Annotated in this window: 11 protein-coding genes and 1 pseudogene; 5 read left to right on the forward strand and 7 right to left on the reverse strand. The window is 71.6% G+C overall.

Annotation, left to right across the window (positions count from 1 at the left end):
* Window positions 1-18 precede the first annotated feature (18 nt).
* Window positions 19-648, reverse strand: coding sequence for an alpha-ketoglutarate-dependent dioxygenase AlkB (locus OG226_RS46085; protein ID WP_328685478.1), 630 nt, complete (start codon window positions 646-648; stop codon window positions 19-21).
* Between the two features lie 104 nt (window positions 649-752).
* On the opposite strand from OG226_RS46085, the gene OG226_RS46090 reads away from it, so the two are divergent.
* A complete protein-coding gene (locus tag OG226_RS46090; RefSeq protein ID WP_328685479.1) occupies window positions 753-1,379 on the forward strand; it encodes a TetR/AcrR family transcriptional regulator in 627 nt (208 codons plus the stop codon).
* A gap of 44 nt (window positions 1,380-1,423) precedes the next feature.
* A complete protein-coding gene (locus OG226_RS46095) occupies window positions 1,424-3,097 on the forward strand; it encodes an FAD-binding dehydrogenase (RefSeq protein ID WP_329353712.1) in 1,674 nt (557 codons plus the stop codon).
* 31 nt (window positions 3,098-3,128) lie between these two features.
* On the opposite strand, the gene OG226_RS46100 is transcribed toward OG226_RS46095, so the two are convergent.
* From OG226_RS46100 to OG226_RS46115, 4 genes are all read right to left on the reverse strand, one after another.
* Window positions 3,129-3,479 carry a DUF488 domain-containing protein gene (locus OG226_RS46100; protein WP_328685480.1) on the reverse strand — a complete coding sequence of 117 codons (351 nt, stop codon included), beginning with the start codon at window positions 3,477-3,479 and terminating at the stop codon, window positions 3,129-3,131.
* A 164-nt stretch (window positions 3,480-3,643) separates the two neighbouring features.
* Window positions 3,644-4,597: a serine protein kinase RIO gene (locus OG226_RS46105; protein WP_329352512.1), complete on the reverse strand. Its 954-nt coding sequence runs from the start codon at window positions 4,595-4,597 to the stop codon at window positions 3,644-3,646.
* Window positions 4,598-4,926: 329 nt separating this feature from the next.
* Complete coding sequence (locus OG226_RS46110; RefSeq protein ID WP_329352514.1) at window positions 4,927-5,838, reverse strand: hypothetical protein; 912 nt, start codon at window positions 5,836-5,838, stop codon at window positions 4,927-4,929.
* A 5-nt stretch (window positions 5,839-5,843) separates the two neighbouring features.
* Window positions 5,844-6,188, reverse strand: coding sequence for a hypothetical protein (locus tag OG226_RS46115; protein WP_328685483.1), 345 nt, complete (start codon window positions 6,186-6,188; stop codon window positions 5,844-5,846).
* Window positions 6,189-6,231: 43 nt separating this feature from the next.
* Here OG226_RS46115 and OG226_RS46120 point away from each other — a divergent pair, with 43 nt between their 5' ends.
* Window positions 6,232-10,488: a CHAT domain-containing protein gene (locus OG226_RS46120; RefSeq protein ID WP_329352516.1), complete on the forward strand. Its 4,257-nt coding sequence runs from the start codon at window positions 6,232-6,234 to the stop codon at window positions 10,486-10,488.
* A gap of 80 nt (window positions 10,489-10,568) precedes the next feature.
* Here OG226_RS46120 and OG226_RS46125 read toward each other — a convergent pair.
* Window positions 10,569-10,733: pseudogene (locus tag OG226_RS46125) on the reverse strand (VOC family protein); the annotation flags it as partial.
* A 68-nt stretch (window positions 10,734-10,801) separates the two neighbouring features.
* Here OG226_RS46125 and OG226_RS46130 point away from each other — a divergent pair.
* Window positions 10,802-12,343, forward strand: coding sequence for an FAD-dependent monooxygenase (locus OG226_RS46130; RefSeq protein WP_329352517.1), 1,542 nt, complete (start codon window positions 10,802-10,804; stop codon window positions 12,341-12,343).
* 321 nt (window positions 12,344-12,664) lie between these two features.
* Here the strand turns inward: OG226_RS46130 and OG226_RS46135 are convergent, their stop codons facing one another.
* Entirely contained in the window at window positions 12,665-13,357 is a 693-nt protein-coding gene (locus OG226_RS46135; protein ID WP_328685486.1) for a TetR/AcrR family transcriptional regulator, read from the reverse strand.
* Window positions 13,358-13,410: 53 nt separating this feature from the next.
* Between OG226_RS46135 and OG226_RS46140 the strand changes: the two genes are divergently transcribed.
* A complete protein-coding gene (locus OG226_RS46140; protein ID WP_329352520.1) occupies window positions 13,411-14,529 on the forward strand; it encodes an FAD-dependent oxidoreductase in 1,119 nt (372 codons plus the stop codon).
* The last annotated feature ends 5 nt before the right edge of the window (window positions 14,530-14,534 follow it).

The raw sequence follows: 14,534 nt of genomic DNA on the forward strand, positions 1-14,534 counted from the left end.
AGCGGCCGCCTCTCCGCCTCAGTGCACGCCGTGCGGGCGGAACTGCACGCTGATGCGCGGTCCCGCGGCGCGAGTGGTCTTGGGGACGCAGTGCTCCCAGGTCCGCTGACAGGAGCCGCCCATCACGATCAGGTCGCCGTGCCCGAGCGGGCGCCGCACCGACTCGCCGCCGCGCACGGGTCGTAGCAGCAGGTCGCGGGGCGCGCCCACGGAGAGGATCGCCACCATCGTGTCCTCGCGGGCACCCCGCCCGATCCGGTCCCCGTGCCAGGCGACACTGTCCCGGCCGTCGCGGTAGTAGCAGAGCCCGGAGGTGGTGAAGGGTTCGCCCAACTCCCGTGCGTAGTACGTCGAGAGCGCGTCCCGGGCCTCGGCCAGCACCGGATGGGGGAGCGTGTCGGCCGCGCCGTAGTAGGCGAGCAGCCGCGGTACGGCGACGGCCTGGTCGTACATCTGGCGCCGCTCGGCGCGCCACGGCACCTCGGTGGCCAGCTCCTCGAACAGGGCGTCGGCGCCGCCGAGCCACCCGGGCAGCACGTCGATCCAGGCGCCGAGCCCCAGTGTCGTACGGCGTGTCCCGTCGAGGGGGCCGAGGCGGAGCTGGTCGGTCTGGTCGAAGAGGGAGCCCTGGAGGTGGTGCGCGGTCATGGGACCAGCGTACCTCTTATTCGAATATCTGTTCCTATTTGAACTCCGCTCTTTCGATACATCGGTGTATCGGATACATTCGCGTATCGAATGGAGGTCCGGGCATGGTGACTGAGGTGACGCCCAAGCGTGTGACCAGGCGCCGTGTCCGCACCCGGGCGAACCTCCTGGCCGCCGCGTTCGCGGTGTTCGCCGCCAAGGGATACGGCCGGGTGTCCATCGAGGAGGTCTGCGAAGCCGCCGGCTACAGCAGAGGCGCCTTCTACTCGAACTTCGACAGCCTGGACGAGCTGTTCTTCGCCCTCTACCAGGAGCGGGCCGAGCTGATCGCGGACCAGGTCTCCGAGGCCTTCGCCCTCGACGGACCGGACCTCGACGTACCGGCCGCTGTGGACCGCGTCACCGACGTGCTCCTCCTCGACCTGGACTGGCTCCTGGTCAAGACGGACTTCCTGGTGCACGCGGCCCGGGACCCGGCCGTCGCGCAGAGCCTGCTCGACCACCGGGCGCGACTGCGCGCGGTGATCGCCGATCGGCTCGCCCTGGCGGCCGGCCGGTTCGAACTGCCCACTGTGCTCAACCATGTGGACAGCGCCGCCCACGCGGTGATCGCCGCGTACGACGGAGTTACCACTCAACTGCTGCTCGACAAGGACGTGGAGCACGCCCGTGTCTGGCTCAAGCAACTGCTCACCGCGCTGCTGACGGACGGCAGCAACACCGTTGAATGACAACCCACTTGTGAATGACCCCACTTGAGAAGGGCAACCTCGCCATGGATGCGGACGTCATCGTCGTCGGAGCCGGGCTGGCCGGTCTGGTCGCGGCCCATGAACTGACCAGCCGGGGACGCCGGGTGGCGCTCGTCGACCAGGAGAACGCCAACAACCTCGGCGGGCAGGCCTTCTGGTCCTTCGGCGGACTGTTCCTCGTCGACTCCCCGGAACAGCGCCGCCTCGGCATCAAGGACTCCTTCGACCTGGCCTGGAACGACTGGCAGGGCAGCGCCGGCTTCGACCGCGTCGACGACGAGGACTCGTGGGCGGTGCGCTGGGCGCGCGCCTACGTCGAGTTCGCGGCCGGCGAGAAGCGGACCTGGCTCGACGGGCACGGCATCAAGCTGCTGCCCACGGTCGGCTGGGCGGAACGCGGTGACCTGCGCGCCCACGGCCACGGCAACTCCGTCCCGCGCTTCCACGTCACCTGGGGCACCGGCACCGGAGTCGTCGAACCCTTCGTCGACTACGCCAGGCAGGCCGCCCGCGACGGACTGCTCACCTTCTACTACCGCCACCAGGTCGACGAGCTGGTGGTCGAGGAGGGCGAGGCGCGCGGCGTCCGCGGCACGGTCCTCGCCGAGGACAACGCGGCCCGGGGCGTCACCTCCAGCCGCGAGACGATCGGCGCGTTCGAACTCACCGCGCAGGCCGTCGTCGTCACCACCGGCGGCATCGGCGCCAACCACGACATCGTCCGCGCGTACTGGCCCGAGCGCCTGGGCACCCCACCCGCCGAGATGGTCACCGGCGTCCCGGCCTACGTCGACGGCCGGATGCTCGACATCAGCGCCGAGGCCGGCGTACGACTGGTCAACCGCGACCGCATGTGGCACTACACCGAGGGCCTGCAGAACTGGGACCCGGTCTGGCCCGGCCACGGCATCCGCATCCTGCCCGGCCCGTCCTCCCTGTGGTTCGACGCCCTCGGCCGCCGTCTGCCCGACCCGTGCCTGCCGGGCTACGACACCCTCAACACCCTCAAGTACCTGCGCACCACCGAGGACTTGGCCGAGCACGACCACTCCTGGTTCATCCTCACCCAGAAGATCATCGAGAAGGAGTTCGCGCTGTCGGGCTCCGAGCAGAACCCCGACATCACCGCCAAGGACAAGAAGGCGGTCCTGCGCGACCGGCTCCTCGGCAAGGGCGCCCCGGGGCCGGTGGACGCCTTCCTGCGCAAGGGCGCGGACTTCGTGACCGCCGGGAACCTGGAGCAACTGGTCGAGAAGATGAACCAGTTGACCGACAAGCCCCTCCTGGACGCGGCCGTGGTACGGCGCCAGATCGAGGCCCGCGACCTCCAGATGGCCAACCCCTACAGCAAGGACTCCCAGGTCCAGGGCATCCGCAACGCCCGCCGCTACATCGGCGACCGCCTGGGCCGCGTGGCCACCCCGCACCGCATCCTGGACCCGGCGGCCGGGCCGCTGATCGGCGTCAAGCTGCACGTCCTGACCCGCAAGACGCTCGGCGGCATCCAGACGGACCTGGACTCACGCGCGCTGGCCGCCGACGGCAAGCCGATCGGCGGGTTGTACGCGGCGGGTGAGGTCGCCGGCTTCGGCGGCGGGGGCGTCCACGGATACAACGCGCTCGAAGGCACGTTCCTGGGCGGCTGCCTCTTCTCGGGCCGGGCGGCGGGACGCGCGGCGGCGAAGCAGACGGCCTAGCGGTAGGCGGTCGACCCCGCGGCCCGTCTCCTCACCCCTCCAGGAGGCGGGCCAGCACCGAGGCGTGACTCCGCTCCGGCGACCTGACCGCCGTCACCAGCGTCACCGGTCCCATACGGACCAAGTTCCGCAAGGTGTGCAGGAGTTGAGCCGCCTCGGGCTCGGCGAGCTCGGCCTCGTAGCGGCTGCTGAACTCGTCGAAGTCGCCCTCGCCCGCGTGGTACCAGCGGCGCAGCTCGGTCGACGGGGTGATCCCCTTGGGCCACTCGTCGACCCGGGCCGCGTCCTTGGACAGGCCACGCGGCCACAGCCGGTCGACCATGACGCGCACACCGTCCTCCGGCTCGGGCGGATCGTAGACACGACGCACACGGACGGTCACGGGCGGGCTCCCTCGGGTGGCGGTGGTGCGGTGAGCCTACGGTGTGCGTCCTGAAGCCGCGCCCGCCGCTACATCGTCCGGCGGAACCGCCGTGCCGACGGCCGGCGCCCACGCGCCGTCGTCGACATGGCGGACGTCGCCCGATGGGCCAGGGGCCGCCCGGTTCAGAAGGCGTGGGCCATCAGTTCCGCGAACAGGGCGTGCTCGTCGGCATCGAGACCCCGTGAGCGGAACCAGCCGCAGATGTTGGCGCAGTCGCGCTGGAGGTAGGTCATCCCGTTGAGGTTGCCGACCAGGTCGACGATCTGTGGCAGGTCGATGATGACCAGCCGGTCGCCCGCCGCCAGGATGTTGTACGCCGAGAGGTCGCCGTGCACGAGGCCGTTCTGCACCATCACCGCGAGCGCGTCGGTGAGTTGCTCGAAGTACGCCGCCAGCAGTTCGGGTGAGGGGCGGGTCTGGGCGAGCCGGGGCGCGGTCTGGACGGTGCCGTCCTCGTCGACGACGCTGATCCACTCCATCAGGATCTCCGTGCCGTCGATCTGGACCGGGTAGGGGACCGGCAGCCCGAGGTTCCAGAGCCGTACCAGCGCGGCCCATTCGGACACCGCCCACTCGCCGGCCGCGACCTGCCGGCCGAAGGTGCTCTTCCGTTTCAGGGCACGCTCGTCGCGTGAGCGCTTCACCGAGCGGCCCTCGGTGTAGGACGCGGTGCGGTGGAAGGTCCGGTGCTCGGGGGAGCGGTACCGCTTGGCCGCCATGACGACCCCGCGGGCGGGTTCGCGCGGGTCGGCCCGCTCGACGAGGTGGACGTCGGCCTCCTTGCCGGTCTTGAGGACGCCGAGCTCGGTGTCGATCGCGCCCTGTGAGGTCACCACCCAGTCCGGGAGCGGCTCGGGGCCCCGGCTGAGAGGTTCGACGCGGAGCCAGGTCGACCAGCGCTGGCCGTCGGCGAGTTCGTCGTAGGGACGGAAGTCGAAGACGAACCGGTCGTCGATGTCGTCCGGTACCGCGTTGCCCGGCGGCGGGACGTGGCGGTAGGGGGCGGTGCTGAAGTCGTCAGGAAACGCGGGGAGTTGAGACTGCTGAGGGTGCTGCGGGACATCGTTGCGAGACATCGCTGGGGGTGCTCCATGAGGTGAGAGGGAGGTGGTCGGCGGGCAGGCCGAGGACAGTCGTGTTCACGGTCGCGCCTCCTCTCGTGGAGCACCGGGCGGCTCCCGGTCGCCCGCCCATGGTGAGGGACGGGTACGGGGAGCGGCAACCGAATTGGGTTCCGGAGTGATCCTCCGTGCCGGGCCCGTCCCGGCTCTGTGGGCCGGCGGAGGTCGGGTAGGTGATGGCCGGACCCAGGTGCTCGTCGCCGTCCGGCGGCCAGGCCGTCATCGCCGGGTCGACACGCGCCGCCCATCCGGCGTCAACCCGCGCACACAGCAACGGAGTTCCGCTAGCGGCCCTTGCGTACGAGGTCGGTGATGCGCTCGCCCTCACCGATCGTGAGGGGGCCGGTTCCCTCCGTGGGGTCGCCGACTCCCAGGGCGACCGCCAGCGTGCGGCCGTGCAGGTCGAGGGTGGCCTCGGTCAGCGTGGTGAGATCGGCTACGGCGGAGCGGGCGCGGGCCCATCCGGTCAGGCCGATGCCCGCGGCGATCAGGCCGGCGGGCCACCACACCACGGTGAGTACGAGGTAGGGCAGCGCCCAGGTTCCGGTGGCGACCGCGGCGGCGAACGCCGAGTGCGCGGCGGTGAGTTCGGTGCGTGCGGCGTCGGGGAGGACCAGCCAGAGCCGGGACCAGCCGTAGGTCAGGTCGAGTCCGTAGCGGTGGTGGGCGATCGACTCCACGGCGTGGATCCGGTCGCCCATCCAGGTCGGCCTGCCCGGTTCGGCCATGGCCAGCCGGGTGACGCGGTCGGCCGCGGTGTCGATCCGGTCCTGCTGATGGTGGGTGGGTGTGCCCGGACTCGCGGCTTCGAATGCCCGGCGTTCCTCGACGAGTTGGTGCCACCGGGCACGCCGACGCGCCGTCCGTGCCGCCGCGACCGTGACGAACGGGCGGGGCCACGGCCCAAGCCAGACGCGCCGGGTGACTCCGGCCAGCGCCTGCACGACGAAGCCCACACCGGAAGAGGCCGCCAGTACGGCCACGACGAGCAGCGCCTGTGCCCCGCTCGGCAGGTCCCTGACCGTGTCGGCGGTGTTCTCGACCCGCCGGGCGGCCAACGCGACGTTCCACGCGTCGGCATGGCCGAGGTTGACGGCCAGCCACACCGCGCCGAGGAAGAACGCGCCGGGCAGCACCAGCAGGCTGATCCACCGGTCGGCGAGCGTCTTGGCCAACTGCTCGAAGAAACCGCCCACTTGCGCTACCGCCGTTCCAGGGGCCGGCCCAGCACGGCGCAGCGCGGGATCGCGCCCGCCGGGAGCGGTACCGCCGTCCGGTCGCAGGCGCCGTCCGGGCAGCGGAAGGTCTCCTGACGGGCGAAGCCCGGCCCGGATCCCGGCAGCCCCGTCGAGAGCGTGCGCAGGGTGGTCTCACGGTCGGTGTTCAGCAACTGGCCCAGCAGGGCGAGCACCGGGCGCCGGGCCCGTGCCTCGGCCACGATCCGTCGCAGCAGTTCCTGACGTTCCGCGGAGTGGAGTCCGGTCTCGCCGATCAGCGCCTCGAACTCCTGGCACAGCGTGGTCAGGGCCGATCGTTCGGCGTCCACCGGGGCTCCTCCTTCCGCCAGTCGGCCGATAGTCTCATGGGCGATGTCCTCCTTCCACCAGCCCGATCCGGAGCTGCTGAACCAGCAGGCGGTCGACCTGCTGAACCGGGCCACCAGGGCCGGTGACACGGCACAACTGGGCACCTGCGTCTCGTTGTTCCAGGGCGTCGTCGCCCTCACACCGCTCCACCATCCACGCCGCGCCACCCGCCTGTACAACCTCGCCGAGTCCCATCGGGCGCTGTACGCCCTGGCGGGGCAGGAGTTCGACGCCGACCGGTCGATCGGCATCGGGCGAGAGGCCGTGGCCGCCCTCCACCCCGGCGACCCGAACGCCGCACTGATCCTGGGCAACCTCAGCGCCACCCATCTCCTGCGGTTCCAGCGGATCGGGCAACCGCACGACCTGGACGGGGTCGTCGCGTTCGGGGAACGGACGGTTGGCGTGCCCGGCGCCGACCCGAACATCGCGTTCCACCTGACCACCCTCGGCACGGGATACCTGCTGCGGTTCCAGAGAACAGGGCAGCTCTCGGATCTGGACCGTTCCATCGACATCGGCGAGCGGGTGATGGCTGTCGCCCCCGCCGATTCGCCTCACCGGACGACAGCCTTGTCCGATCTCGCCTCGGGTTACCTGCTGCGCTTCGAACGGACGGGGCAGCTCTCGGATCTGGACCGCTCCCTCTACAGAGGCGAGCAGGTGATCGTTGTCGCCTCCGCCGATTTTCCCCACCCGACGACGACCCTGACCAATCTCGCCACGGGCTACTTGCTGCGGTTCGCGCGGACCGGGAACACCCCAGACCTGGACCGTTCCATCGGCAGTGGTGAGCAGCTGATGGCTGTCGCCCCCGTTGATTCCCCGCATCGCGCGACGACCATGACCAACCTCGGCAACGCCTACTTGCTGCGGTTCGAGCAGACCCGGCAGGTCTCGGATCTGGACCGTTCCATCGGCAACGGTGAGCGGGCGATGGCTGTCACTCCCGCCGACTCCCCTCACCGGCCGACGATCCTGACCAACCTGGCCATGGGCTACCTGCGGCGGTTCGAGGGAACAGGGCAGCTCGCGGATCTGGACCGTTCCATCGACAGTGGCGAGCAGGCGATGGCCGTCACCCCGGTCGACTCCCCGCACCGGGGGACGACCCTGACCAACCTCGCCACCTCCTACTGGGCACGGTTCGGGCGGGCGGGCCGTCCGGCGGATCTGGAGCGTTCCATCGGCTTCGGGGAACAGGCCACCGCCAACCCCGGCAACCCGCACCGGGCGACCGCCCTGTCCAACCTCGCCGCCGCCTACGCCGACCGCTTCGAGCGGACCGGGAACCTGGCCGACCTGGACCGGGGGATCGGCCACTACGAACAGGCGGTGGCCGCCGCTCCCGGCAAGGCCCCCGACGGCGCCACCTACGTGTCCAACCTCGGCATGGCGTACCACGCGCGGTTCGAACGGCTCGGGCAGGAGGCCGACTTGGACCGGGCCATCGGCCACCTCGACCGTGCCGCCGCCGCGGCGCCCCGCGGGCACCGCGAGTTCGCGACGATCCTGTCCAACCTCGGCATCGTGTACCGGGCGCGGTTCGACCGGCGGGGGGACGTGACCGACCTGGACCGGACCGTCGTACACCACGAACAGGCTGTGGCCGCGACGCCCGAGGGCCATTCGGATCTGGCCCGCCGTCTGTCCAACCTGGGCACCGCGTACGACGCGCGGTCCGACCGGAAGGGGGACCTCGCGGACGTGCACCGGGCCGTAGAGAGCCTGGAACGCGCCGTCGCCGCCACACCGGCCGATCACCCCTTCCGCGCGATGGCCCGGTCCAACCTGGCGGCTACCCTGCGCGGGCGGTTCGAGCGGCTGGGGGACGTGGCCGATCTGGACCGGGCGATCGCGCTTCACGAAGAGGCGGTGGCCGCCACGCCCGACGACCACCCCAACTTGGCGATCCACCTGTCCAACCTCAGCGTCGCCCTCTGGTCCCGGCTCACCCGCACCGGAGACCTGTCCGACCTGGACGCGGGCATCGACGCCGGCAGACGCGCGGTGGCCGCCACGCCGGACGACCACCCGGACCGTGCGATGCGCCTGTCCAACCTCGCCACCGCCCTCCATCAACGGTTCGAGCACAGCGGCAGCATTCACGACCTGGACCGTGCCGTCGCGCATCACCAACAGGCCGTGGCAGCCACGCCCGACGACCACCCGAACAGGGCGATGCACCTGTCCAACCTCGGAACCGCCTACCAGTCGCGGTCCAGCCGGACCGCCGGCAGCGCCGATCTCGACAACGCTCTCGACCGCACGCTCCTGGCGCTCGCGGCCACCCCCGCCGACCACCCGGACCGACTGCTGCGCCTGTACAACCTCGGACGGTCCTATCAGGCGCGGTACGAACGCTCGGGCGATCCGGCCGACCTGGACCGCGCGGTCGACCTGGCGCGGGAGGCGGCCGACGCCGTCCCCGCGGACGATCCGGTCCGCGCGCAGCATCTGTTCAACCTCGGCAACACCCACCGGCTGCGGTTCCAGCGGACCGGCGACCCGTCCGACCTCGACCGCGCCGTCGACGCCGCGGAACGGACCATCACGGCCACCCCCGTCGACCATCCCCGGCGGGCCTCACGCATCTACCTCCTCGCGATCTGTCACACCAGGAGGTGGGACAGCGGCAGCGCCGTCGACAGGCCGCGAATCATCCGGCTCGCCGAGGAGGCGCTCGCGGCCACGACATCGCCCCCGCTCGAACGGCTCCGCGCCTGCTGGGCGGTCGGCCGGCTCGCCTACGTACTGGACGAACCGCACACCGCCCGGCTGCTGCTCGACACGGCGGTGGAACTACTGCCGTTGGTCGCGGCACGGGAGACCTCGGCGGCGGACCACGAGTACCGCCTCGGTGCGAACCACGGACTGGTCGGCGAGACGATCGCCGTGCACTGCGCCCTCGACGATCCGAGCGGCGCGGTCCAGGCCGCCGAGCTGGGCCGGTCGATCCTGCTGACGTCCCGGCTGGCGCTGCGGACACCCCTCGGCGACCTCGAAGCCGAACACCCTGCGCTGGCCGCCCGGTTGAGCCGGGTCCGCGATGCCCTCAACATGCCGGATCCACCGGCCATGGCCACGCCCGACGTCCAGGACGTCGACCACATCGACCGCCGTAAACGCCTGTGGGCCGAGCACGACGCCGTACTGGCGGAGATCCGCGGGCTGCCGGGCCTGGACCGGTTCCTGCTCCAGCAGAGGTGGACCCGGCTGCGGCCGACCGGCGCCGATGAGGCGGTCGTGCTGCTCAACGCAGGCCTGCAGCGGTGCGACGCCGTCGTCGTCACCGCCGACGGGCCGCTGCTGCCGGTGCCGCTGCCTGAACTGCGCTTGTCGGACGTCGAGTTGTGGGCCGCCGCGCTGACGGAGGCGACGCACAACGCCGGCTCGTTCACCGGCGAGCTGCGCTGCCAGCGGGTGCTGACGGAGCTGCTCGGCCGGCTGTGGGACACGACGGTCGAGCCGGTCCTCGACGCGATCCAGGACCGGCTCCGTCTCGACGACGGAGCATTGCCCCGCGTGTGGTGGATGCCGACCGGGCCGCTCGCGCTGCTGCCGTTGCACGCGGCCGGACACCCCGGTGCCGCCGGGGCGCTGGACCGGGTGATCTCGTCGTACACGCCCACCATGCGCACCCTGGCCCGTGCGCGAGGACGCCCCGTCGCGACGGCCCGGCGCCGTCTCACGGTCGCCCTCGACCGGACTCCGGGTCTGCCGGACCTGCCGGCGACCGCCGCCGAGGCGGCGAACCTGCACGCCGCCCACCCCGACATGCCGCTCCTCACCAACGAGCAGGCAACGGCCCCCCGGGTGACCGGGGCGCTCCCCAGGGCGAGTTGGGCCCACTTCGCCTGCCACGCGGGCACCGACCCCGACGCGCCGTCCGAGGGCGGGCTCCACCTCCACGACGGTGTGCTGTCCATCGCGGAGATCGGCCGCCTCGACCTCCACGAGGCCGAACTGGCCTACCTGTCCGCGTGCTCCACCGGCCATGTCGGCCGACGGCACGCGGACGAGTCCATCCACCTCGCCTCCGCCTTCCAACTGGCCGGCTTCCGGCACGTCGTAGCGAGCCTCTGGCCACTGGCCGACCACGTGGCGGCCGCCGCGGCCGACCACTTCTACCGACTGATGTCGGACACAGCGTCCGCCGACGACGCGGCGATCGCGCTCCACCGCGTCCTCCGACAGCTGCGCAGCGAACACTCCGGCCGACCACACCTGTGGGCGTCCCTGATCCACAGCGGGCCGTAGCCTGAGCCGAGCCTGAACTCGGCGTCCCCTACGGGGAATTCGTCCTTGGCGGACAGCCCGTTCTGTTGGCAAACCAGCGGCACGCCGCATTCGTTGTCCTCGGGATCGGCCATGACCGCCCGGTCCCGGTCCGAACCCTGGCCCACATCAGCGTTGGTGGCGCCGAGTCCGAGCAGCCTGGTCACCTCGTTCTCCGTGCTGGCGTCGATCGGGCTGACGTCGAGGCGGAGGCGGTTCTTGACGGAATATCAGTTCGTGAACTCTCCTTGGCGGCGCGGCATTTGGCGCGTGCCGTGCCGTAGGGGGAGGTTGCATGGATGCCGACGTGATCGTCGTGGGAGCCGGGCCGACCGGGCTGATGCTGGCGTGCGAACTGCGCCTGGCCGGGGTACGCCCGCTGGTGCTGGAGCGCCAGTCGCACCGCCGGGACACCGCGAGGGCCGGTGGCCTCGGCGGACGGATCCTGGAACTGCTGCGCCACCGAGGCCTGTTGGAGCGATGCGAAGCTGCCTGCACCGGTCCCGTCCCGGCGCCCCGGTTCCCGTTCGGCGGCATCCATCTCGATCTGACCCGGCTCGCCGATCCTCCGCTGCACGCCCTGCCCCTTCCGCAACAGCGGCTCGAAGACGTGCTCGCCGAACGTGCCGGTGAACTCGGTGTCGAGATCCGCCGCGGACACCAGGTGTCCGAGGTCGGCCAGGACCCGGCGGCGGTGACCGCGGAGGTGCTCGGTCCGGACGGGCCGTACCGGGTGACCGCCCGGTACCTGGCGGGCTGCGACGGCGCCCGCAGCCGGATCCGCGTCGGAGCGGGAATCGCCTTCCCCGGCACCACCTGTCCGGAGGTCAACCGGCTGGCCCAGGTCGCCTTTCCCGACACGGTGACCGTCCTCGGCAACGGGGATCTCGACGTCGCCGGACACGGCACGGTCCCCGGCGGCTTCACGCGAACGGACCGCGGTCTCCTGGGCGTTGGCGCATCGCCCGACTCACCCGTGGTCTCCCTCTTCACCACCGAGGACGAGACCGACGAGTACGACGACGACATCCCGATGTCCCTGACCGAGTTCCAGGACAGCCTCCGTCGGGTCCTGGGCACGGATCTTCCCGTGCGCGAGGTGATCCGGCTGTCGCGGTTCACCTTCAAGGCCCGGCAGGCCGAGCAGTACCGAAAAGGGCGGATCCTGCTCGCCGGTGACGCGGCGCACCTGTTCCCGGCGACCGGCGTGGCGATCAACGCCGGCATGCTCGACGCGGTCAACCTGGCCTGGAAGCTGGCCGCCGACATCCACGGCCGGGCCCCCGACGGTCTGCTGGACACCTACCACGACGAACGGCACCCCGCCGGCGCGCGCACCATGCTGCACACCCAGGCCCAGGTGGCGCTGCGGCGCGGCACCGACCCGGCCGCCGAGGCACTCCGCGAGGTCTTCCAGGAGCTGCTCGCCGACGAGCAGCCGCAGCGTCGCCTGGGGGCGTTCCTCGCGGGCACCGACATCCGCTACCCGATGCCCGGACCTCCCGGCCACCACCCGCTGGCCGGAGCGTTCGTCCCCGACCTCACCCTGCACAGCGACCGGGGAACGATCGGCGTCGGAGACCTCCTGCACACCGCACGCCCCCTCCTCCTGGACCTCGCCGACCGCGAGGATCTCCGCCGGGCGGCCGGAAGTTGGCGTTCCCGCGTCGACGTCCACACCGCCAAGACCGACGACCGCCCCGCCGACGCCATCCTGATCCGGCCCGACGCGCACATCGCCTGGGCCGCGGCCGTCGACGAGTCCCCCGACGACTCCGTACCGGCGCTGCGCGACGCGCTCACCCGCTGGTTCGGCGCCCCCGAGGGTGACGTCTGACGCCCCGTCGGCCTTGGAAAGCCCCCGCATCGGTCACGGAGCGGCCATCGTCTCAGCCGCACCTCACTGAACATCTCCGCACGGTCATGTCCGGCATGGTCGACGACCCGGAAGCCGTAACACCCGGCCCCTCGCCGCGCTGAGAATCGAGCCGTCCGCTTGACCCGTTCGTCCCCGGCCGCCCGTTCACCGACTGGCTTCGCGCACACGCCGTCCCGCTCACCCACCTCGACCCCGAGGCGCCGCTCGACGATCTGACACCGCTGCGCGGCATCGTCGGAGCCGTCCGCGACGTCGCTCACCCTCGGCAAGTACTGGGCGTCAGACCGGTGGCCGGGTGAGTTTGGCGGCGACGGCGTCGAGGACCCAGTCCAGGCCGGTGGTGAAGGATGTCTCGGCGTCCACGTCCGTGCCGTCGTGCACCGCTTTGGCCAGCGCCGGGAAGCGGCCCGTGGCCAGCATGCTCGTCACATGCGGGCCGTGGGCGCGCTGCCAGTCGCGCTTGGACAGGCCGGTGGCGTGCTCGGCCCGCAGGTTCGCGATCTCGCGCCTGATCGCGCCGGTGGAGTAGGCGCTGACGGTCTCCACGGCACGCATGACGGTGTCGGTGTCGGCGAGGCCGTCGAGGGCGGCCAGCGTCGCCTCGGTCACGGCGAGGCCGTTCGGGCCCAGGGTCGGACGGCCGCCGAGCAGGTCGGCCAGCCATGCGTGACGGAGCGCGGTCCGCCTGGTGCGGTGCGCGAGGACGCGCAGCGCCTCCCGCCAGTCACCGGGCTGCTCCTCGGGGAGGATCTCGCCCTGGACCTCGTCGACCATGAGGTCGAACAGCTCCTCCTTGGTGGCGATGTAGCCGTACAGCCGCATCGGGCCGGCTTCCAGCCGGGCGGCGACCTTGCGCAACGACACCGCGTCCAGCCCGCCCTCGTCGGCCAGCGAGATCGCGGCGGCGACGATCCGCTCCCGGTCCAGCGGCACGGGGCGAGTCGGCGGCTCCGGCCTGTCCCACACAGTCATGACCACATCGTACTGTTGCGATGCGCCGTATCGAGTCAATACAGTGTATCGACATGAGACATCGCATCACTGTCGTCGGGGGTGGCCCCGCCGGCCTCACCTTCGCCCGTGTCCTGTACCGCCATGGCCACCCTGTCGCCGTCCTCGAAGGCGATCCCGGCCCCGACGCCCGCCCTCCTGGCGGCACGCTGGACCTGCACGAAGGCCTGGGTCAGCTCGCGCTCGACAAGGCGGGGCTGCTGACGGAGTTCGGAGCGCTGTCCCGTCCCGAGGGGCAGGCCATGCGCATCCTGGACACGGACGGGACCGTGCTGCGCGACTGGCGACCCGGTCCGGACGACCGGGCCAATCCCGAGATCGACCGCGGGCAACTCCGTGACCTGCTGCTCGGGCCGCTCGACGTCCAGTGGGGTCGGAGCGTGACGCGGGTGGTGCCGGGGGCCCGGGACGGCTTACAGGTCCATTTCGCGGACGGACGACAGGAGACGTACGACCTCGTGGTCGGCGCGGACGGCGCCTGGTCCCGGGTCCGCCCGGCCGTCTCGTCGGCGACGCCGCACTACACCGGCGTCACCTCGATCGAGACCTCCCTCGACGACGTCGACACCCGCCACCCCGACCTCGCCCGGTTGATCGGCGACGGTTCCGTGGCTGTGTACGGCGTGAACCGAAGCCTCGTCGCCCAGCGCAACAGCGGCGGCCATGTGAAGGTGTACACGAAATTCCGCGCGCCGCTGGACTGGCACACGGACCTGGACCTGGCCGACGCCGAGGCCGTGCGATCGCGCCTGCTGGCTCTGTTCGACGGCTGGGCCGCTCCCGTCCTCGACCTTCTGCGCCACGGCACCGCGTTCGTCCACCGCCCCTTCCATGTCCTGCCCGTGTCCCACACCTGGACCCACGTCCCCGGGGTCACGCTGCTCGGCGACGCCGCCCACCTGATGCCCCCCTTGGGCGCGGGCGCGAACCTCGCGATGCTGGAAGGCGCCGAACTCGCCGAGTCCATCGCCGCGGGCCCCGAAGATCTGGACGAGGCCGTCCGCGCCTTCGAAGTGGGGATGTGGGCACGGGCCGGCAGGTGGGCGAAGATCACGACAGCCGGTCTGGAACGCCTCGTGAGCCCGGACCCCGCCGAAGCCCTCGCCGTCTTCGACCAGGTCCAGCCGTCCTGACCGTC

Source organism: Streptomyces sp. NBC_01261, from assembly GCF_036226385.1.
GTDB lineage: Bacteria > Actinomycetota > Actinomycetes > Streptomycetales > Streptomycetaceae > Streptomyces.